This is a genomic window from Bradyrhizobium sp. JR3.5 (genome assembly GCF_054057015.1).
Genome location: NZ_JBSRYV010000001.1, coordinates 2,707,152 through 2,727,826, shown reverse-complemented (window position 1 = coordinate 2,727,826; position 20,675 = coordinate 2,707,152). Strand labels below are relative to the sequence as shown.

Sequence of the window (20,675 nt, the reverse complement as noted above, 5' to 3'; positions counted from 1 at the left end):
ATTCCTGCAGCACCTTCGGGTCGCTCGGCGAGTGGACGCATTCCCCGCGTGTTGCACGTGCAGTTCCAGAGTGTCGTTGGCAATAGTGTCGACCTGTTCAGAGACGGGGCACGGTTAGTCGTCCTGGCTCCGCAGGAAATGGCGTCGGGAGTGTTGATCTAACCCTTCGCGAACGCTCGAGGGATCCAGGTCGCGCAGATCACTTACCCACCTCGGCTCAGTGCTCCGCTCAGCCAGGCCTAATGCCGACAACGTCCGGAGCTTTTCCGAAGCACTCGATCAGCATTTCGGTGAGAATTCTTATCTTGCGAGCGGGATGCTGGCCTGGTGGCCGGACGACAAATACACCCGCCGGACGTATCGGGTGCCGGGTCATGACCGGAACAAGCGTGCCAGAGGCCAGATGCTCATGGATCAGGCCCTCGGGGAGATAAGCGATGCCGAGTCCTGCTATGGCGGCAGTGACCAGAGCTGTGCCGTTGTCGGCTTTGAAGCGCCCCTGCGGTCGAACCGTGACGGTTTTTTCACCATCCAGGAACTGCCAGGTTTCAGTGCCCTGCATCAGAGCCTGATGCGTGAGGAGTTCATCCGGTGTCTCAGGCGATCCGTGCGCTTTGATATACTCCGGACTCGCAACTAACTTCCCATAGATCGGTCCGACGCGCCTTGCGATCAGGTTAGAGTCCGGAAGGTGGCCAAGCCGTACGCCACAATCATAACCCTCTGCGATGAGATCTACGAAGCGATCAGTGTAGCAGGTGTGGATGCCAAGCTGAGGGTAACGTCGCGCCATTTCCGCGAACACCGGAGCAAGATGTGTCGGGCCAAAGGTAAGTGGTGCAGCAATCCGCAAGCGGCCGCGAAGATCACCTGCGGGTAGGATCGTTTCCTTGGCAACATCGATCTCGGCGCAGACTCTGGCGGCGTGATCTCGGAATGTGGAACCCGCCTCTGTGAGTACGGTGCCGCGAGTAGTTCGTGCGAGCAGCTGGACGCCGAGCTCTGCTTCAAGCCGAGCCAGCTGCCGACTAACGATCGACTTGGAGACCCCGAGCCGACGCGCGGCAGGCGTTACTTCCGCCAGCGTCAGCGATCTCTACGAATGTTCGCAGTTCTTCAATGTCCAATTTTAGCGTTCCTGCTTTTGCGACACAGTGTGGCGAGGGCGAGCGCTACCGTATCGCAAATGGGAATGGCACTGTCCACGCAGACATCGTCGCAGTCGGCGGATGTCTGCCACAAATCAGCCTCACCTAACGGCAGCAGAGGATATTCATGACCTTTCGCAACGGCCTTGCATCGCTTCTTCGTCCCGAGGACTCGGTGCTCGTTCTGATCGATCACCAGCCCTATCAGCTCACGAATCTGAACAGCCACGATCCGCAAGCTGTGGTCAACAACACGACCGCGCTGGCGAAGCTCGCAAAAGCCTTCAATGTTCCGACCATTCTCACCAGCGTGATCGCGGCGCGCGGAGGACTTCTCTTTAAGCAGATCACCGACGTATTTCCGGACCAGAAAGTCATCGATCGCACCTGGGTGAATACCTGGCAGGACGAGAATGTGGTGAAGGTCGTAAAGGCGACCGGTCGCAAGCAGCTGATCATCGCGGGCCTGTGGACCGAGGTCTGCGTCGCAATGCCTGTCATCCAGGCCGCCGGCGAAGGCTGGGACGTGACCGTGATCACCGACGCGTCGGGCGGGATTTCGAAGGAGTCTCACGAAGTTGCCATCCAGCGAATGATCGCGGCCGGCGCGAACGTGATGACCGTGATGGCGCTCGCTGGCGAATGGCAACGCGATTGGGCGCGCACCGAGCATGTCGAGGAACTGACCGAGATTCTCATCCAGCACTTCGCCGGCAGCGGTATCGCTTATATGTGGGAACAGCAATTGCTCAATACTCCGGTAGCAAGCATCGCGAAGTGAATTGAAGGGATGACGGGCGTCCGGACGATGCATTGCGAAGGAATGTCCGCCGGGTCAGTCTCGTCATCCCCTCTTTCCGGAAAACTGTGAACCGAACCGCTTTGAGCTGGGCCTACAGCGGCCTCGCTCGAATCGGGGGCGCTTCGATGTTCGATCCTGACGAGGGATCTCGCCAAGCTTAACTGCTCGAAAGGCTTCCCATGGAAATCGGTATCGACAGTTTCGTGGCCATGCTTCCCGATCCGGCGACGGGCAAGCTTCCATCCGGCACCGATCGCATGGCAGACCTCATCGCGGAGGTCGAGGTCGCCGACCAGGCTGGACTCAATGTATTCGGTGTCGGCGAGCACCATCGCGCAGAGTTCCTGGATTCCGCTCCCGCGGTTATCTTGGCCGCGGCGGCAGCCCGCACCAGTCAGATCCGCTTGACGAGCGCCGTGACCGTCTTGAGCGCGGCCGACCCGGTGCGCGTCTTCCAGGAGTTCGCGACACTCGATTTGATCGCCGGTGGCCGTGCGGAGATCGTCGTCGGTCGCGGTTCGTTCGGTGAGGCCTTCCCACTGTTCGGCCTCGACACCATGGCGTATGACGGGCTCTTCGCCGAGAAACTCGATCTATTTCTTAAGCTCCGCGAATCGACCGACATCACCTGGAAGGGGCGCTTCCGGCCCGCGCTCCATGGCCAAAGCGTTTTCCCACGCCCGCACCAGTCGCGACTTCCGCTCTGGATCGGCGTCGGCGGCACGCCGCAATCCTTCGCGCGAGCCGGCGAGCTTGGTCTTCCGTTGATGGTCGCGATCATAGGCGGAAGCTTCGAACGTTTCCGTCCTCTCGTCGATCTCTATCGCGAAGCCGGCGAGCGCGCCGGGCATGATTTCGAAAAGCTCGCGGTAGGCGTCCATGCAATGGGCTTTGTCGGCGAAACCGACGCGGCAGCCGGCGATGCCTTCTTCCCCGGCTGGGCGCATTTGACGACGAAGATCGGTCGTGAACGCGGCTGGTCGGCGCCGTCACGCCGGCAGTTCGAAGAAATGGCCGGTCCAGAGGGCGCGTTTCTGATTGGTAGTCCCGGAACGGTCGCAGCCAAGATGCTCCACGCCAGCGAGGCGCTCGGTGGCGTCTCGCGCATCACGTTTCAAATGAGCACCGCTTCGCTCGGAACCGCAGCGATGAAGCGCTCGATCGAGCTCCTAGGCGCTGAAGTTGCGCCGATTGTCCGGGCGGCGGCGCGCGCGAATCCGTGAGGAGTGTTTCGTCTCTGGAAGGAAACACCTGATGGTATCCACTTCTCCACGATTTGGCCGTTCGGTCGTAATCACGGGCGCCGGCGCCGGCCTTGGCCGCGACATCGCGCTCGGGCTCGCCGCCAAGGGCTATATCGTCTTCGGCACAGCAATGTCCGCGGCGGAGGCTCTAGATCTCAGGGACGCTTCCGGCGGACGTGTCAGCCTGACCGTCTGCGACGTCACAAAGGCGATGGGGGTGGAGGCTTGGGCCTCCGGCGTGACTGAAGCACTTGGCGCTGCCGGGCTCAACCTCCTGATTAACAATGCCGACATCCTCACTCAAGGTCCGATCGAGATCCTTCTGCTCGACGCCATCCGTCATGAGTTTGAAGTCAACGTATTCGGTGCCCTTTCGGTGATCAACGCATTCTTGCCGGCCTTACGCAAGGCGCGCGGCCGTATCGTGCAGGTCAACACATGGATGGCGAGCTTGCCATTACCGTTCAGCGGGCCGTCGGCAGCTTCGCATGCGGCGATCGAGGTATTTTCGGCTGTCTATCGCGCCGAACTGAAATCCTTCGGTATTGAGGTCGTGGTGGTGACCGCCGGCAACATGAAAACCGGTGGTTCGGCGAGGACGTCGGCCTTGGCGCGGATCGCAAACGGGATGACGCCAGGTCAACGCAAACTCTACGGCAAGACGTTAGGCACCTTCGCGAAGGGGCTGAGAAGTATCCAGGCAGCCAGCTTCGACTCGGCCGCTACCGCTGCACAGGTAATCGAAATCGCCGAGCAGCATCCCGCGCCGAGCCGCGCGGTAGTCGGCGCCGACGCCGAGGAGATGCTCCGAGCCACCCACGAAAGCCCGACGCCGGGAGGGATGCACTCCGCCTGACGTTTGCCGGCCTGAGCTGATCTTCATCTCAATCACAAAAGGAAACCGGAGAAAATGGCGATACTGGCAACGCAGGATGGTACCCGGATCTTCTACAAGGACTGGGGTCCGAGGGAAGCCAAGCCCATCATGTTCCATCACGGCTGGCCATTGAGCGCAGACGATTGGGACATTCAGATGCTGTTCTTCCTGAGCAAGGGCTATCGCGTCATTGCGCATGACCGACGCGGGCACGGTCGCTCCGACCAGACCGATACCGGGAACGAGATGGACACCTACGCGGCCGACGTCGCTGCCTTGGTCCGGGAACTTGATCTGAGAGACGCGATCCACGTTGGACACTCGACCGGCGGCGGGGAGGTCATCCGCTATGTCGCCCGCAGCGAGCCCGGCCAGGTATCAAAGGCGGTGCTGATCGGCGCGGTGCCGCCGATCATGCTGGCGTTCATCGAGGGCCGGGCCGGAGCATGAGTGCGGTTAGAGACATTCCAACCGAACATCGTTTCGAACTTACGATCGATAACAGCAGCGAAATCGCGGCGGCTTACTATCGCATCGAAGGTGGCTGGCTCGTCCTCACCCATACCGAGGTCCCACGGCAATTCTCTGGGCGGGGAGTTGGCTCGCGGCTAGCACGCGGCGTCTTCGATGCGATCCGCGCGAGTGGTTGCAAGGTAGTCCTGCGCTGCCCCTTCATGGTGGCCTACTACGCACACCATCCCGAATATTACGACATCGTCGAAGCCCGAACCGATCAGGAGAGATGACATGATTGAAATGGTCATAGAACAGCGACGTCGCGACCTCGGCGGGGGCTTCGAAGTCGGCCGCGTGCTTCCGATCGCCAAGCGCCGAATGGTCGGTCCCTTCGTCTTCTTCGATCATATGGGACCGCTCGATCTCGCGCCCGGTGTCGATCGTGGCCGCGACGTCCGCCCACATCCGCACATCGGGCTCTCGACCGTCACCTATTTGTTTGCGGGCGAAGTGATGCACCGCGATAGCCTCGGCTACGAGCAAGCGATCCGTCCGCAAGAGGTTAACTGGATGACCGCAGGTCGAGGCATTACCCACAGCGAGCGGCTCGAGCGAGCGAGACTGCAAGGTGATCATTTGCACGGCGTCCAGGCCTGGGTCGCGCTACCGACCGAACATGAGGAGACCGCGCCTTCCTTCTCCAACTATTCCGGAAGCGACCTTCCCCAATGGAACGAAGCAGGCGTGGTAGGCCAACTCATCGCCGGCAGCGCCTATGGTCTGACGGCGAGTGCCACGACGCATTCGCCGCTGTTTTACGCTCATCTCAATATGGCGAGCGGCGCAACGGCCGAGATACCGGGCGGGCACAGAGAGCGCGCTCTGTACATCGCTACAGGGGCGGTGGAGCTGGATGGTAAGCGCTACGAGCAAGGCAGGATGCTGGTGCTGGCTTCCATCGCCTCCCGCGTACTCGCCCTGGAGCAGTCCTCAGTGATGGTCCTGGGAGGAGAGCCCGTCGGCGAACGGTATATCTACTGGAATTTCGTATCATCCTCGAAGGATCGCCTCGCGCAGGCGGCTTCGGATTGGAAGGCGGGAAGAATGAAGCTTCCCGACGCCGACAATGTGGAGTTCATTCCGCTGCCGGACGGGCCGATGCCGACCTTCCGATGAGGCGTGGTCCCGTATCGATGCGGGCGGCCATGCCCCGACAGGTGATGAACCGGTGGAGGCTGGTGGCGGCGGACCTGGCTGGTTTTGCTCATCCGGATCCAGTCCCGCTTCGATCAGCCTGCGCCGGTTGTCATAAGACCGCCCTTGGCTACTTGGGTGGGTAGGGCTCGATGTCCGCAGACCAATAATGCCTGGCGATGTTCTGAATGTTTCGGATGACATGGTAGGCAATATCCGAATTGCCTCCTTCAAAAGTGTCCGGATCTGCACCGCACATCAGGCAATACATTCGCTGATGAACGACGCCTGCAAAATATTCCAGCACCGGCGTGGCGTCTTCCTGATCGATTGCTCGCATGTCTTCGGTAGCCTGTCTGACCGCCTCTTCCAAAGCCAGAGAGACCGCAGCAGCCAACGCCGTGTCCGCACGTTTGATTACTTCGACGACCTTTCTTTCAGCCGGCGTAAGAACAGGGCAACTGTTTGTCACTACTTAACCTCCAGTGCGCAGCGTGATCAAAGTCTTCCGTAAGGCCGGTCGAGGAGCGGGACAACGAAGTCGTTGTGCTGGCCACCACATCACGGCATCGGAGCAGCACAGCGAATAGCTGAGTTTCTTCAGAACCTGAATCTCACATAGGCCGAGCCATATTGTACGTCGCGACCGGGGACCGCGCTCGCGGTCAGAAACGGTCCGACGAAAAAGTAGGCATAGGCCAGCGAAACGTCTACGTGCCGGGTGGCTCGCCAAACGATCGACGCCGAAAGCTGGTCTCCGATGTAGCGCTCGCGGCTCTCCTGTCCCGTCCGAAGCAAATTGCCGGCTAACCCGTAGACGCCGTCGTGTAGACTATTTCTCCAGAAAAGGTCGTAGGCCAATTCCCAGTTGAATTGAGTCCGTTAGATTGGCCTTGAAAGTGGCGCCAAGCGCCAACAGATTGGGAGCGCCGTTCAAGCCGATTGCAGCTTGACCGAAGTAGATTCCTGTGGGGAATAGAGCGCTAAACGTTCCGAATGTACCGCTTGCCGGACCGCCGTCACCGCTCGTCGCCGCCGCTTTCAGACTCACGCGGGGCGCGAAAGGTATGGACTTGAAAGTGTAGGCCGTTTCTGTGGCGACAGAATAGGCGCTTAACGGAAGACCCGCAAAACTGCCGGCCTGATATGTCAATTCCCAATCGTAATCCCAATTTCCCTTCGACCCGTAAGCCCGCGCGCCGAATGTATGACGCTGCTCATCTCCCGTGCCGCGATCAAAGGTAGCTTGGCGATTGTTGATGCCCAGATAGTACAGATCGAGACCGCCACCCATCGAAGAGACCGCCTTGGTCGCGTAGAGGCCCCAAAACGTCGTGCGCGTATTCGACGGATCGTCGAACACGGACGGTCGGTTCAGTACCGGCTGGGTGACGAGCGCGGTTGCGTGCCAACCGCCGACATCCAAGACAGCCGAGACTCCATCGAATGCCCGCCGGACGTTCGGTCCATCGCGCACCTCCACGAATCTACCAGAGCCGAATCGAAACTCCTGTCGCCCAAGGCGGACCGAAATATCCGCGCTCGAGAAGGCCGGTACGTCGAACTGGGCAAACGCCTGTTCCAGCCACAGTTGAGCCTCATCCACCGGGCGGGGCCCGCCGTTGCGTCCATCTAATGTCGCGCTGGAAAGTTGCCCGAACAGCCGGATCCCGTCTCCTAGATGCCAATCCGAGTAAGTTGAAATGCGCTGAAGGAGGTAACCGTCGCGATCTTGTGGTCCCACCCCCCAATTGGCGTTCCTAAATCCTTCGTACCACTCCCGAACTTCACCACCCAGGGTTAGATACTGGTCCTTTTGAGCACTCAGAGAAATGAATTTGATGGGGTCTAAGAAATCGCGTTTGCACCCGGGGTCACGAAGATAGCTGTAGTCTTCATCCTGACGCAGCAGCGCATAGGGCGGCGGCGAGGGGCAGATCGAATCCGCCCATGCGCTAGAGGAGACCATGCTCACGGCAAACATCCAAAGCCACTTCGACAGGGTCCGCGATTCTTTCTGGGTTCTCACGCTTCCGGCGTAGCTGGCACCGCTAGGCTTTCGGCGGATCGCTACGCGAAACTCGCCAGTGGTTACGAGCCGGATGTCGCGCCGCCAACCAACTCCCATTAGCGGCTCCTGGTTGCGGGCGCATATCGAAGCCGCCGGTCCCCTAGCCGAAAAGATCGTTCGCTTCACCTTCGGGCACTGTGGCATCGAGATTGTCATCGTCCGCCTTTCCCAATCTCGATGAGATCAGGCGATCCCGAATCGACTCGGCTCTTCCGAGAGCGCCCGTCATGACGCCCGCTTGCTTGCCGCATATCGCTTTGGGACCAAACGCGGTAGTCGCACGACTTGATCCGCTGTGTCGTTCAAAGTGGAACGCAGATTTCGTCTTTTCCAACTGGCGTAGAAGTGCGTTATGTTTGCGCCGCAGCAGCCGCCGTTGCGCAGCCTGAGACACCTTTGACAGCTCAATCAAGCCCGTTGATGGGCAAGTCCAGACAAGGAAAACATGTCCTCAGTCACTCGCTTCGAGATCGTGCTCTTGCTCATCGCTATGATCGTTGTTCTCGAAATACTCGCGCAGCGGCTTCAGCTTCCTCGTGCCGCGGCGCTTATCGTCGGTGGGATCGGTCTTGCCATGATCCCGGGAACTCCAAACATCGAACTCGATCCCGATCTAGTTATGGTCCTTTTCCTGCCGCCGTTGTTGATGGCCAGCGCATGGTTCACCGCCTGGCGGGATTTCCGCGCGGACATAAGAATCATAATGCAACTTGCCGTGGGAGCCGTTGCTTTTACGACGCTGGTCGTCGGAGTGGTGGCGCACCTGGTGCAACCGACCCTTCCATGGGGAGCCTGCTTCGCTCTAGGCGCGATAGTCTCGCCGCCAGACGCCGTAGCGGCGAAGGCGATACTCCAGAAATTGCCTTTGCCGCAACGAGTCATCGTGCTGTTGGAGGGAGAAAGCCTGGTGAACGACGCGTCCGGGCTGGTTCTTTTCCGGCTCGCGGTCGCCGCAACCCTAACAGGCGTATTCAGCCTAACTCATGCTGTGCTTCAGTTTTCCTGGCTCGCAGCCGGCGGAGTGGCGTTGGGGGTAGCTTTTGCCTACCTATCCATTTTCGTTCTCAAACGGATCGACGATGCAGACCTCTCCGTCGTCTGGGGATTCCTGACCGCGTGGATCTCGTATATCGCGGCGGAGAAGATCGGTGTTTCCGGAGTGCTGTCCACCGTATCGTGCGGCATGGTTATGGGGTGGCGTCAGCATGATCTCCTGTCAGCGGTCACTCGCACGCGATCGACGGCGGTCTGGGGAGTCGTTGTCTTCCTGCTTGAGTCACTGATTTTCGTCCTGATAGGCCTTTCACTCCGCGGTATGTTAATCAGGCTCGGCGGATCAGAGGCCTTGCTCGAACTCCTGCCCTCAACCATGGCGATCGTCGCGGCCGTGATCATCGCGAGGTTCGCATGGATCTTCCCGACGACTTACATTCCTCGCGCGTTGATCCCCAAGCTCCGTGCGCGGGATCCCTATCCTCCGCTATCCGTGCCCTTCATCATGAGTTGGGCGGGGATTCGGGGAGTGGTCAGTCTCGCCGCGGCCCTTTCGCTTCCCGAGGCCTTTCCCGGTCGAGACCTCATCCTGGCGGTGACGTTCGCGGTCATCCTCGCGACGGTTCTTCTGCAAGGCTCTACCCTAGCTCCGCTCGTACGGCTGCTCTCGGGAGCCAGGATCGGCTCGTTGCACAACTCGAAACTCTCTGAGGCCGATGCCCGTGCTCGCATCGCTGCCGCTCAGTTGGCGGCGGTCGAAAAAGAGTCACTCGAACCAGACGGAAGCCACCGTCATCCTCGCTTGATGGAGCAATATTCCTACCGGGTAAGGGCGTCGGCGCGATTCTCGGAGGAGCCCGAAATATTGACGTCGCACCGCGCGGATCACTTCACGGCCGTCTTGGCAGCAATTTCCGCCGGTCGCAAAGAGTTGCTGCGGATGTATCGAGACGACCAAATCCACGACAGCGTGCTCCATACAATCGAGCAAGAACTCGATCTGGAGGAGATCACGGTAAAGCGGTTCGTATAACTTAGGTCCGCTATCAGGTGAATTAACCGTATGCTTTGGAAACCACGGCACACGGAAAGGCAGGCATCGATGAACTCCGAGATAGGCGTTTGCCAACCGATCATCCGACAGGAACGCCTCCCAAGAGGTTTACTGATCTTCCAATGATAGCGCCAGTTTCACGCAATCGCCCCCCCGTCCGCGGTTAGGACAGCGCCCGTAATTATGCTCGCAGCGGGGCTCGCGAGAAATACCACGGCGCTCGCGACTTCGTGCGGCTCACCGAAGCGCCCCAAAGACGACAAGTTGCGCTGAAACTCGGCACCAGGGCCGTCCGCTGGATTTGCATCTGTATTAGTCGATCCCGGTTGTACAAGATTCACGGTGATGCCTTTCGGTCCGAGTTCGCGCGAGAGGCCGCGGGTGAAGGAAGTAAGCGCCGCCTTCGACATCGCATAAGCAGTGACGCCAGCGAACGGGACCCGCTCTCCCAGCCCCGAACCGATCGAGATGATACGCCCTTCCGCGCCGAGATGAGGAATAGCTGCCTTCGCGAACAGCACCGGCGCTCGTACATTGACATCCGTCAGGGTTTGGAATTCCGCAACGTCGATATCGGCAATCATACCGTTGTGTCCGATAGCTGCGCTGTTGACGAGGATGTCGAGCCCGCCGAGCGCTGATACGGCTTCTCTCACAGAGCGCATGATGGCTCTCGGGTGAGCGCTGTCGGCTTCAATCGCGATCACACGACGACCCGTGCTTCTGATCGAATCGGCCACCTTTTGCGCTTTCTCGGTCGAGTGCTGGTAGGTGAATGCGACGTCGGCACCGTTCTCGGCCAGCGCCAACGCGATGGCCGCCCCAATGCCTCGCGACGCACCTGTCACCAATGCGCGCTTCCCACTCAGATCAATCATAACTTGCCCTTCTCGTACCGTGGTTCGAGCACCCGAGGGGCCCACGTAAAGATTACGAGAGGCGCTTGAAACCCTGTCTCGCGCAATCTGGTGCTCAAGTGGACGTCTCGTAGCAGCGAGAAGTGTCAAACTGTGTCGCGGCGAGAGGAACGCCGACCGATACGTCGTTTATGATTTGCACGCGCGAAGTGCGCCGTGCCGCCGTGGATTGAAGTGACGTTGCCATATTCGGAACGCCACGTTCCTAAACGGCGGACTATCGGCCAGAATGCAACCTCGTTAACTTACTTCGGCTCTACGAGTGTTTGCCTTGGTTGCTGCTCATGTACGCACTTCGAACCCCGACAATAGCGTCGAATCGATTTACCGATCGCCGCGTTCAGGTGCTGAGGGTACTACCGTGGTGTGGTTATCGTTGCGTTTGGTCGATTTCGGCTCGGCGCTGAGTTGTGACGGTGGCGGGTTAGACTTTATTGGTGGCTTAGCTGACGTGCTGATGAACCGCCGGGATCACGACTATATGGGGGGAGCGGAATCGATGAGGGGCCGACGACCGTCGGCTCGCTATAACATGACAGCTTTGATCGTTATTTGCGCCATCACGCTTGGTGGCTGCGCGCGTCGGCCCGGGCCGTGGGTGCTCGAGCCCGTTCCGAGCGTCGGCGCTACGAAACTTGTGAAAGTCTTCGTCGCGAGCACTCGTGCTGCGCAGCCTGAAGCGCCGGTACCTCTGGCCGAAGGTGGCGCTCCAACGCCAGCGTACTTCCGCTATGTGATCTCCATCCCTCCCACTCATACGCCGACCGAAATTGAGTGGCCAACATACGCTCCCGACCCGGCTAGGCATTTTTTAGTCGTTTCGGCAGAGCGTCTCGATGAAGAGAGCTTCCTGGTCGAAATCGGGCAGGCCGCTGCTCGCGGTGAATCACTTGGCCGCGACGTCGGCATCTTCGTTCACGGTTACAACAATAGCTTTCAAGAGTCGCTATTTCGGACGGCTCAACTCGTTGCTGACTCGGGTGCGGGGCCGTCCGCGGTTCTATTCTCCTGGCCGTCAAAGGCAGAACTGACCGGCTATATCGCCGACAAGGATGCGGTGACCCTCTCGCGCGACGCGCTCGCCCATCTTGTCACGCGGCTCGCGGCCGAGCGTGGGGTGAGGGGTGTCAAACTCGTCGCGCATAGCATGGGGTCTTGGCTAACCATGGAAGCCGTTCGCCAAATTCGCATCGCGTCGGACGTTCGAACTATCGAGAAGCTCGATGATGTAACGCTCGCGGCGCCGGACATTGACACCGAGGTGTTCCTTCAGCAGTTACGCGTCATCGGCCGCCTGCGCTCGCCCATCACCGTGCTTGTTTCCAAAGAAGACGAGGCTCTGTCGTTTTCCAGGTTTCTCGCGGGGGGACAACTCCGGGCTGGAGCGGCGAACATCGACGACCCCCGCGTCATCTCAGGGGCCAGGACCGCGAATGTCCGTGTCGTCGATATATCCGGCCTTGCCACGTCCGCGGGAGCCGGCCATGACGGCTTCTGGGCGTACTCTGCGATCTACGGCCGGCTTCAAACAAGCCGTGACGGGCTGAACGCATCGGAGACAAGTGCAGGGGTGTACGTCCTCGACGTAGCCGACAGGCTAAGGCCTTTGGACGCCCGGCTCGAGCGGAGAGCCGCGGTCCCGTAGCGCTTCGAGCATGCGCAGTCCGGAATCGGTGGACGTTCCACCTCGCGCAGATGGGACGCTGAGCGTTAGCGGTGGTTACTCAAAGCAAAACGGAGAGAGCCAGATGAACGAGACGTTGGCTGCCGGGCTAGACAATCGCTATGCCAAGTATGTGCGGCTTCAGTTCGACTGGCCGCAGCCGCGGGTCCTGCGGATTACCATGTCGAACGGCAAGATGAATTCCGCCGATGACAAAATGCACGGCGAACTCGGCATGGTCTGGCGGGATATCGACAGCGATCCCGGCGTCTCAGTCGTCATCCTGACCGGTGCGGGCAGAGCCTTCTCGGCGGGCGGCGATTTCGCGATGATGGAGCGCATCATCGACGATCATGACACGCGGATCCGTAACTGGAAGGAAGCCCGAGACATCGTCTACAACGTCATCAACTGCTCCAAGCCCATCGTGAGTGCCATCAGGGGGGCAGCGGTCGGTGCCGGCCTTGCTTGCGGCCTGCTGGCTGACGTCTCGATCGCCACCAAGACGGCGCGCATCATTGACGGGCATACGAAGCTAGGCTTGGCAGCGGGTGATCATGCGGCGATTGTGTGGCCGCTGTTGTGCGGAATGGCGAAGGCAAAATTCTATTTGTTGCTGTGCGATCAGCTTTTGGGCGAAGAGGCGGAGCGGATCGGTGTCGTATCGATGTGCTGCGAGGACGACGAGCTGGACGCAAAAGCGATCGAGATCGCGGGCCGTCTTGCTGCAGGACCGCCGAGCGCCATTCGCTGGACGAAATACGCGCTCAACAATTGGCTCCGGCAGGCCGGGCCGACATTCGATGCTTCGTTGGCGCTTGAATTCATGGGATTTACAGGACCGGAAGTGAAGGAAGGCCTTTCGGCTCTCGTGGAAAAGAGACCGCCGGCATTTCAACTGGATTGTCCGCTCTAAGAAGACAAGGACTATCGCATTCTGTCGCTGCCCCTGAGCCTACGCCCAGGAACGAGACCTCGCCGCGGAGATCGTCCGCGTCCAGAACGAGAAGTTGGCTGAGGTATGTGCGGCTAAGCCCGACCGGTTTGCTGCATTCGCCTCGCTTTCTCTCCAATCTCCGGCTCTTGCAGTCCAGCAGCTCGAATATGCCATAAAGAAACTGGGGCTAAAGGGCGCGGCGATCGGCGGTAGCGTCCAAGGCACGGACTTCTCCGATCCCCAGTTCCACCCGGTGTGGGCGAAGGCCAAAGAACTTGGTGCGGTCTTATTGATCCATTCGCGGAGCACGCCAGAACTCGCCAAGCGTTTCCGTGGCAATGGCTGGCTGTCTAACCTGATTGGTAACCCGCTCGATACTACGATCGCCCTGCAACACTCTATTTTTGACGGCACGGTCGATCGTTTTCCAGGTTTGAAAGCGCTCGCTGCGCATGGAGGTGGATATCGTGGTCGATCCAAACGGGCCATTGGCGCAACAGCTTTTTGTCGGAGGCGAAATCCCATTTTCAGGCTGTAGCTTAATCCGTGGGTTCTAGTCTAAAAATGTCGAAAATGCTTTGTCTTACACTCTCTCCGCGCGCTGTTCGCGACTGAGGAACACCAGCTCTTGGCGCGCAAAGCGGACCTGCTAGCGAGTGGTCGAGTGAGTGGCGCACCGATTATCGTGCAAACTAAAGCAGCGCTTTCCATCATTGACTGGTACCGGAAGCTACACTGTGCGAGTATCAGCGATAGTCGCCCCGCGTAGCACACGCAGCCATTCAGTCGATTGACTCCGATACTTGCCGAAGTCGCCTTTCGTCCGAGCGGCGTGAATTTTCCTGTGAATTCAAGATCAAAAAGTTTGGCCGGAAATACCGCCGGGATTTGCCCACCAATTTGAGAAGTTTGTGCTTGAAAATCAACGCTGTAATGTCGTCCTAAATGATTGAGTGGGAGTAGGGGGACAGGATATTCTGGAGTAGGTTGGAGGGAAATAGCGTAAGAAAGTCAGGGCGCTCCAGGAGGTCTCATTGATCATTCGCGATCCATTGTCTTTGATGCGGTTGTCTCTCCAAATCCCTGATTTTACAGGGGACGACGTTCGCGACGGACGGGCCAGCCAACTCATTTGACGGTTCTTTCGACGGTTCAATCGCACGCCGCACCACGTCGCGAAGAAAAGACCGTCAGAAATTGTGATGGCTCTGACGGTCTTTTTCTGAGGGACGTCCGAAGCTCGCGGGGTGCGGCTGCTGGAAGCTTTGCGCCAGCGTATTGGCAGATCAGGCCAATAAAAACTGACTTATTTCATTGGCGATCGTGCGTCCGTCCGTCTCGAGTGCGAAGTGGCCGGTATCAAGAAGAACGACGCGAGCAGACGGAATATCTCGTTGGAACGCCTCCGCGCCCTCCGGGGTGAAGAACGGATCATTCTTCCCCCACAAGGCTAACAGCTTCGGCTGCCGCTGGCGAAAGTAATCCTGATAGAGTGGATAGCGCGCGATGTTGCGTTTGTAGTCCAGCTTCAGATCGATCTGCAGCTCGGCATTCCCCGGCCGCGCCAGGATCGCCGCATCGAGTGTGTAAGACTCGGGCTCGATCCGCGATGGATCGGCGACGCCATGAAAATAGGCGGCCTTCACGCCATCGAGGCTCATGCGGGCGCGGATCGGCTCGCGCTCGTCGGGGCTCGGGCTCGCCCAATAGGCGCGCAACGGATCCCAGGCCTCCGGCCTCAGGCCCTCAACATAGGCATTGCCATTCTGGCTGACGATCCCGGCCACGCGATCCGGATAGGTCAGCGCCAGGTCCCAGCCGACTGGCGCGCCGTAATCGAAGACGTAGAGCATATAGCGGTTGAGCTCCAGGACATCGACGAACGCGGCGATGGTACGGGACAGCGAGTCGAAGTCGTAAATGTAGTTCCGATCGGCGGGGATTTGCGTGAAGCCGAACGATGGCAGATCCGGTGCGATCAGCCGGAATCGATCAGCTAGGCTTGGCATTAGGTGACGAAAATAGAAGGAGGAGTTCGCAAAGCCGTGCAGCAGAAGCAAGATGGAAGCGTCGGCAGGACCTGCTTCGCGATAGAAGATGTCGACGCCGTCGGCGCGGACCGATTTGTGTCGTATCCCGGTCGTGGCTTGCGGCACCGACGTCTGCGCCGTCGAGGCCGTGCCGAGGCCCACGGCCGTCACGCCGCCTGCCAGCACGCTGCGTCGCGTGGCGACCGGTGAACCACGATGCTTCGCGATCAATGGCGGTTCGGACGAGCATGAGAAGTGGATCATCGGAGTTTCCAAATCCTCGCGAGGCGATGGCGTCATCAAAAGCGATTGCGCGCCATTCAACGATGCTTGTCGGTCTGCGCACGCCGAACCAGTGAGGTGATCTCCGGCGTGAACCGGCCCTCACCAGGCTCGAGATAGCCGGTCAGTCGGGCCGTGACCTCCTGGAACACCCAGCCATTGCCGTCGGGATCGCTGAATGATGCGAACGACGCGTAACTCTTGCGTTGCGGATTGGGACCTGAGGCCACGCGCTTGCCGTTGGCATGGTGGAAGATGCCGCCGGTATCGTGGAAGGGCTCGCTGATCGCAATGCCGCGCCGGATCAGGTCGGCGCGGGCCGCCTCGATGTCGGAGACGATCAGGTGCAACCCCTTCACCGAGCCCGGCAAAGCTGCCGTGACGTTCCTGCCGAAGATGACCGAGCAGCCGGAGCTGGGCGGAGTGAACTGGATCACCCGGTAATCGTCGCCGTCGATGAAGTCGATATCGAGCCTCCAGCCGAGATCGCTGTAGAAGCGCTTGGCGCGATCAACGTCAGAAACAGGAATCACGACGACTTCAAGCCTCATATCGATGGAACTCGCGCGAAACGGCTTTGCCTCAGGCTCGCTCTGCAATTCAGTCATGGTCATGTTTGGCTCCCTGGAGATGTCGTGTCATGATGCCGCGGCGAGCGCAGGTGTTGCGGCATCCCGAAGCGCCGATTCGAGAATGGCGACGTCCTGGGCGACGCTGCCGCCGCTGACGCCGACACCAGCAACCAGTTGGCCCTCGTTCGTGAGCGGCGCGCCGCCGGCCATCGAGCAAAATCGACCGCCGGAGAGGCCCATCAGCGGAAACAGGTCCTGCCCCGGCTGCACGAGCGGCGAGATGTCGGCCGTGCGGAGCCCGACCAGCGCGGAGGTATAGGCCTTCCGTTCCGCGATCTCGATCGAGAAGGCCGGCGCGCCGTTCATGCGGTGCTTGAGAACGACGTTGCCGTGAATGTCGATCACGCAAACCGCGACCGGCACCCTGGACCGTGCCGACTGCGCCTCGACGCGGTCCGCGATGTCTTTTGCAAGGGCGAGCAGATCCATACTTCTGTCCTTTCCGACGCGTGAGTTGAGAAGAGAACTGTTTCCTGTGTGACTTCAGCGGCCGAGCCGCCCCACATAAGCTCCAAGGCGATCCTCGGCGTCGCCGGGTTTGTGGAAACCCTGCGCGAACAGCGCCTTGATCTTGCGTTGCGCCGCGGGCCGCGTGATCGAGGTCATGCAGGCATCCCAACCCGCCGCGATCTCGACATCCGGTGGCAGGCTGCCGGCGTTCACTAGGCGTTTGGTGTTGGCGATCGCCCATTTGTCGAACGAGGCGATACGCATCGCCAGCGCATCGACGAAGGCGTCGAGTTCGGCATCCGGCAGCGCCCGGTTCACATAGCCATAGGCCTCGGCCAGTTCACCACCGATGTCATCGGAGCTGAGCAGCACCTCCAGCGCGCGCTGCCGGCCGATCAGCCGCGGCAGACGCGCCATCGGTCCTCCGCCAGCGACGAGGCCTACACCGACCTCCCATTGCGACAGTAGCGCCTTCTCGCGGCTCGCAAAGGTCATGTCGCAGGCAAGAGCAAGCTCGCTGCCGTTGCCGGTCGCGCGGCCGCGGATCAAGGCGATCGAGACGACCGGCATGCGCGTGATACGGACGAGGATGTCGGGCCAGGCCTCGAGGCCCGTCGGTCCTTGCGGCATCTCCGTGAGCTCCTTGAGGTCGGCAGTGAAATCGCTGTGGTTCAGGAAGAAGCCCTCGACCGCGCTGTCGAAAACCACGACCCTGACGGCATCGTCGGCCTCGATGGCCGCCATGATCTCGCGAAACTCCCGAACGAATTGCGGACCCATGACGTTCAGCGGCGGATTGTCGAACGTAACCCGCCAACAGCTGCTGGAGGGGCTCGTGAGCTGAATCTGCGTCTTCGTCGTGGCCTTGTTCATCACTGCCGGCGCGTTCATCGCGGGCCTCCATGGGTTGGTTGTTGCGGTGAGTGGAGGTGCCCGCGAAAGGCGCCTCTTCGATCCATTGCAGATCTACGAAGCACGCGCTGTGGTGGCCTTCTGCTTCAGGGCGGCCAGCAGGGTTTTCGCGGCCGGACCCGAGGAGTGCGGGTTCTGGCCAGTGATCAGCTGGCCGTCGCTGACGACGTGCACGCCCCAGTTCGCGACCTTCGAGAAGACGGCGCCCAGCTTCATCATCTCGTCTTCGACGAGGAAGGGCACCACATGAGTGAGGCCGACCTCTTCCTCTTCGCCATTGGTGAAGCCCGTGACCTCCTTGCCCTGCACCAGCAGCTTGCCGTCCGGCGTCTTGACGTGTCGCAGCGCGCCGGTGGAGTGACAGACGACGGCGATGGTCTTGCCGGCGGCGATGAAGGACTCGATCAGCTTGACGGAATCCTTGTCCTCCGCGAGATCCCACATCGGGCCGTGGCCGCCCGGATAGAACAGCGTATCGAAGTCCTCCTCACGGACGCTGTCGAGACGCAGCGTCTTGTCGAGCTGCGCCTCCGCGGCCCCGTCCTTCTCGAAGCGCACCGTCAGGTCGGTGCGGAATTCGGGTTCGTTGCTCTTCGGGTCGAGCGGCGGCCGGCCGCCCTTCGGCGACGCGAGCGTGATCTCGACGCCGGCGTCCTTGAAGACGTAGTAGGGAGCGGCCAGCTCCTCGAGCCAAAAGCCCGTCTTCCGTCCGGTGTTGCCGAGCTGGTTGTGGGACGTGATAATCATCAGCACCTTCATGACTGTCTCCTCCGCTTGTGGTCACTGAATGAAGCGCCACCTGGCACCACGAGAGAGATGCTTCGGCGCGATCTCGCCGGTCTCCAATTCACTGTCGAGCCGACAGCGAGAATTGCGAAAGCGAGTGATTTGGTGTTAACGGCTGAGGTTGCGGCGTTCACTCATACATTGAGCGTCGATCACTCATACGTTGATATGAGCGTGTGACGCCGCGCCAACGTCATAAATCGATGACAACGTCACCGCGCGGTCGCGAGCAGCAGATGAGAAGGTTGCCGTCAGCCGGCATGTCGAGCGGCTCCGGGCCGTAGACGATGTTTCCGGACACCAGTCCGCTTTCGCAATTGTGACAAACGCCGGCCCGGCAGGCCCATCGGACCGGCACATCGCAGGCTTCCGCGAGTTCCAGGATGTTTTGATAGGACGGATTCCAATGTGCGGCGATTCCGCTGCGCGAGAACGACACGACGGGGCCTGTCTCGCTATCGCTTTCCGGGACATGCGCGGCCCGCTTCGTTGCGCCGATGACTCCCGGGGTCATCGATTCGCCGCCGTTGAATATCTCGGCGTGAATGCGCTTTGGCGCAATGCCGATGGCGGCGAGAGCCTCTTTCATGTCCGCCATGAAGCGCGTGGGCCCGCAGAGATAGACGTCCGCTTCGCTTCGCACACCCGCTGCTTCCAGCGCGGGCCGCGACAGATGTCCGGTCGCGTCGAAATCCTCGCCCAGCCTGTCGTGCGGGTCTGGCTTGCTGTAGCAGACGTGGCTGCGGCCCCGGACAAGCGCGGGCATGAGGTGGCGTACTTCGGCTGCGAACGGGTGATGCCGCCCGTCGCGTGCCGCATGCAGCCACAAGACCGGGCGTGTCGAACCGGCTACCGCGAGCGCATGCAACATTGCGAGCACGGGCGTCGCTCCAATTCCTGCGCTGAGCAGCACCACCGGCCTATCGCCCGCCTGCAGGATGAAGCCGCCGCGCGGCGAACTTACGTCTAGAACATCGCCCGGGCGGACGTGATCCTGCAGCCAGGCGCCAGCCGCTCCATGAGGCTCGATCTTCACACTGATACGGTAACGGTCTAGCGAAGGAGGACCCGAAAGCGAGTAGCTCCGGAAGATCGGTGGTCCCCTATCGGTTGGCCCAAGCCGCAGGACGACATATTGACCGGGCAGGTGAGGAGGCAGTGGCCGTCCGTCCGGGTGGCGCATCGACAGGGAAAAGACGTCCGCGGATTCCCGATCGATCGCCGCCACCGCGAGGGGCTGAAATCCGGGTGAAGCAGGATACTTGGCTGACGCTGGCGCGAGTCCGGCATTGCCGCTTCCCGCGACAGTCGCTTTGCTCTGCAGCAGGGCCTCGAGCGACGAGCGCCAGCCGCGCGAGAGGGCCTCGATCCGCAGCGCGCGCTCCAGGTCCTCACGGGTATGATTAGGCAAATACAGCAGCGCATTGAGCTCCGCGACCGTCATCCGCTCGCTCGCTTCGCCGACTTTCAGGATAGCATCTCCGGCGCCCACATCGCCTTCCTGCAAGACTCGGAAGTAGAATCCCGGGCGTCCGCTGGATGTCAGCAGGGCCGGCATCCGCGGCTCGTTCATCCGGATGCCGACCCGATAGCAGGTCACGCGAGGCTGCGTGACCTCGAACACGGCGCTGCCGATTTGGTAGCGATCGCCGATACACACTGCATCGTCGGGCAATCCCTCGATCGTGAAGTTTTCGCCGAACTGGCCGTGGACGAAGCCGGTCCTGTTCAGTCGTTCCTGCCAATAACGATACGATTCGATCTGGTAGACGAAAACAGCGCGGCGCTCGCCGCCGTGACCCCTTACATCGCCTTGACCGTCTCCGTCGAGATTGAGCCGCCTGGCCTGGCAGCGGCTCTGCACCGGGCTCTTCCATATCCCGGTGTGAACGATGCGGCCATTCCACGCGATGTCGCGCGGAAGTCCGACGTTCACTGCCAGTAACCGGCTCATTGAGTTTCTCCGCGGTGGCTGCTCCCACGTGCTCATTGATAGCGGACAGCAAGACGATCCCCACTCATACGTTGATATGAGCGATACCTTCCCAACGTTGGATGGTTCGAAAGCCGGCGCGCGAACACTGTGGTTCACCGGCGCTCGTAACGTAACGCGATCGTTACCGCGCGGTAAACGAAAACAGCGGGTGGCAATCATGACCATGCAACAATCCTTGCAGAAGATCGCGCGACGGCGCTTCCTGGAGATGACCGCCGGAGCCCTGACGAC

Annotated in this window: 19 protein-coding genes and 3 pseudogenes; 10 read left to right on the top strand and 12 right to left on the bottom strand. The window is 60.4% G+C overall.

All coding sequences use genetic code 11. From position 1 onward, the window contains the following. Window positions 1-229: 229 nt before the first annotated feature. Window positions 230-1,127 (bottom strand): annotated as a pseudogene (locus tag ACVWW1_RS13725) (LysR family transcriptional regulator). Between the two features lie 148 nt (window positions 1,128-1,275). Here ACVWW1_RS13725 and ACVWW1_RS13720 point away from each other — a divergent pair. The 6 genes and pseudogenes from ACVWW1_RS13720 (at window position 1,276) to ACVWW1_RS13695 (ending at window position 5,703) form a co-directional block, all read left to right on the top strand. Beyond that, a complete protein-coding gene (locus tag ACVWW1_RS13720; RefSeq protein WP_456656159.1) occupies window positions 1,276-1,929 on the top strand; it encodes a hydrolase in 654 nt (217 codons plus the stop codon). A 200-nt stretch (window positions 1,930-2,129) separates the two neighbouring features. Next, complete coding sequence (locus tag ACVWW1_RS13715; RefSeq protein ID WP_456656158.1) at window positions 2,130-3,173, top strand: Atu2307/SP_0267 family LLM class monooxygenase; 1,044 nt, start codon at window positions 2,130-2,132, stop codon at window positions 3,171-3,173. Further along, window positions 3,133-4,050 carry an SDR family NAD(P)-dependent oxidoreductase gene (locus tag ACVWW1_RS13710; protein WP_456656157.1) on the top strand — a complete coding sequence of 306 codons (918 nt, stop codon included), beginning with the start codon at window positions 3,133-3,135 and terminating at the stop codon, window positions 4,048-4,050. The genes ACVWW1_RS13715 and ACVWW1_RS13710 overlap by 41 nt, the downstream gene beginning before the upstream one ends. A 54-nt stretch (window positions 4,051-4,104) precedes the next feature. Beyond that, a pseudogene (locus ACVWW1_RS13705) lies at window positions 4,105-4,491 on the top strand (alpha/beta fold hydrolase); the annotation flags it as partial. Window positions 4,492-4,517: 26 nt separating this feature from the next. Beyond that, window positions 4,518-4,817, top strand: a complete 300-nt coding sequence (locus tag ACVWW1_RS13700; RefSeq protein WP_456656156.1) for a GNAT family N-acetyltransferase — start codon at window positions 4,518-4,520, stop codon at window positions 4,815-4,817. Between the two features lies 1 nt (window position 4,818). After that, a complete protein-coding gene (locus ACVWW1_RS13695; RefSeq protein WP_456656155.1) occupies window positions 4,819-5,703 on the top strand; it encodes a pirin family protein in 885 nt (294 codons plus the stop codon). A 148-nt stretch (window positions 5,704-5,851) separates the two neighbouring features. On the opposite strand, the gene ACVWW1_RS13690 is transcribed toward ACVWW1_RS13695, so the two are convergent. From ACVWW1_RS13690 to ACVWW1_RS13675, 4 genes are all read right to left on the bottom strand, one after another. Continuing rightward, a complete protein-coding gene (locus ACVWW1_RS13690) occupies window positions 5,852-6,193 on the bottom strand; it encodes a hypothetical protein (RefSeq protein ID WP_456656154.1) in 342 nt (113 codons plus the stop codon). Window positions 6,194-6,321: 128 nt separating this feature from the next. Beyond that, complete coding sequence (locus ACVWW1_RS13685) at window positions 6,322-6,582, bottom strand: alginate export family protein (RefSeq protein ID WP_456656153.1); 261 nt, start codon at window positions 6,580-6,582, stop codon at window positions 6,322-6,324. After that, complete coding sequence (locus ACVWW1_RS13680) at window positions 6,554-7,690, bottom strand: alginate export family protein (protein WP_456656670.1); 1,137 nt, start codon at window positions 7,688-7,690, stop codon at window positions 6,554-6,556. Before ACVWW1_RS13680 ends, ACVWW1_RS13685 begins: the two co-directional genes overlap by 29 nt. 202 nt (window positions 7,691-7,892) lie before the next feature. Next, entirely contained in the window at window positions 7,893-8,204 is a 312-nt protein-coding gene (locus tag ACVWW1_RS13675; RefSeq protein WP_456656152.1) for a hypothetical protein, read from the bottom strand. A 33-nt stretch (window positions 8,205-8,237) separates the two neighbouring features. Between ACVWW1_RS13675 and ACVWW1_RS13670 the strand changes: the two genes are divergently transcribed. Then, on the top strand, window positions 8,238-9,818 hold the full coding sequence (locus ACVWW1_RS13670; protein ID WP_456656151.1) for a Na+/H+ antiporter: 1,581 nt from the start codon (window positions 8,238-8,240) through the stop codon (window positions 9,816-9,818). 158 nt (window positions 9,819-9,976) lie between these two features. On the opposite strand, the gene ACVWW1_RS13665 is transcribed toward ACVWW1_RS13670, so the two are convergent. Further along, complete coding sequence (locus ACVWW1_RS13665; protein WP_456656150.1) at window positions 9,977-10,717, bottom strand: SDR family NAD(P)-dependent oxidoreductase; 741 nt, start codon at window positions 10,715-10,717, stop codon at window positions 9,977-9,979. A 400-nt stretch (window positions 10,718-11,117) separates the two neighbouring features. On the opposite strand from ACVWW1_RS13665, the gene ACVWW1_RS13660 reads away from it, so the two are divergent. The 3 genes and pseudogenes from ACVWW1_RS13660 to ACVWW1_RS13650 form a co-directional block, all read left to right on the top strand. After that, window positions 11,118-12,401, top strand: coding sequence for an alpha/beta hydrolase (locus ACVWW1_RS13660; RefSeq protein ID WP_456656149.1), 1,284 nt, complete (start codon window positions 11,118-11,120; stop codon window positions 12,399-12,401). A gap of 103 nt (window positions 12,402-12,504) precedes the next feature. Further along, complete coding sequence (locus tag ACVWW1_RS13655) at window positions 12,505-13,335, top strand: enoyl-CoA hydratase/isomerase family protein (RefSeq protein ID WP_456656148.1); 831 nt, start codon at window positions 12,505-12,507, stop codon at window positions 13,333-13,335. Window positions 13,336-13,402: 67 nt separating this feature from the next. Next, window positions 13,403-13,894 (top strand): annotated as a pseudogene (locus ACVWW1_RS13650) (amidohydrolase family protein); the annotation flags it as partial. A 748-nt stretch (window positions 13,895-14,642) separates the two neighbouring features. Here ACVWW1_RS13650 and ACVWW1_RS13645 read toward each other — a convergent pair. The 6 genes from ACVWW1_RS13645 to ACVWW1_RS13620 form a co-directional block, all read right to left on the bottom strand. Continuing rightward, on the bottom strand, window positions 14,643-15,710 hold the full coding sequence (locus tag ACVWW1_RS13645) for an alpha/beta fold hydrolase (RefSeq protein ID WP_456656147.1): 1,068 nt from the start codon (window positions 15,708-15,710) through the stop codon (window positions 14,643-14,645). Further along, window positions 15,707-16,282, bottom strand: coding sequence for a VOC family protein (locus ACVWW1_RS13640; RefSeq protein ID WP_456656146.1), 576 nt, complete (start codon window positions 16,280-16,282; stop codon window positions 15,707-15,709). The genes ACVWW1_RS13645 and ACVWW1_RS13640 overlap by 4 nt, the downstream gene beginning before the upstream one ends. 24 nt (window positions 16,283-16,306) lie before the next feature. Beyond that, on the bottom strand, window positions 16,307-16,729 hold the full coding sequence (locus ACVWW1_RS13635) for a GlcG/HbpS family heme-binding protein (RefSeq protein WP_456656145.1): 423 nt from the start codon (window positions 16,727-16,729) through the stop codon (window positions 16,307-16,309). 54 nt (window positions 16,730-16,783) lie between these two features. After that, on the bottom strand, window positions 16,784-17,641 hold the full coding sequence (locus tag ACVWW1_RS13630) for an enoyl-CoA hydratase/isomerase family protein (RefSeq protein WP_456656144.1): 858 nt from the start codon (window positions 17,639-17,641) through the stop codon (window positions 16,784-16,786). A gap of 75 nt (window positions 17,642-17,716) precedes the next feature. After that, window positions 17,717-18,421 (bottom strand): type 1 glutamine amidotransferase domain-containing protein, encoded by a 705-nt coding sequence (locus ACVWW1_RS13625; RefSeq protein ID WP_456656143.1) that lies wholly within the window; start codon window positions 18,419-18,421, stop codon window positions 17,717-17,719. Window positions 18,422-18,641: 220 nt separating this feature from the next. After that, entirely contained in the window at window positions 18,642-20,402 is a 1,761-nt protein-coding gene (locus tag ACVWW1_RS13620; RefSeq protein ID WP_456656142.1) for an MOSC domain-containing protein, read from the bottom strand. Between the last annotated feature and the right edge of the window lie 273 nt (window positions 20,403-20,675).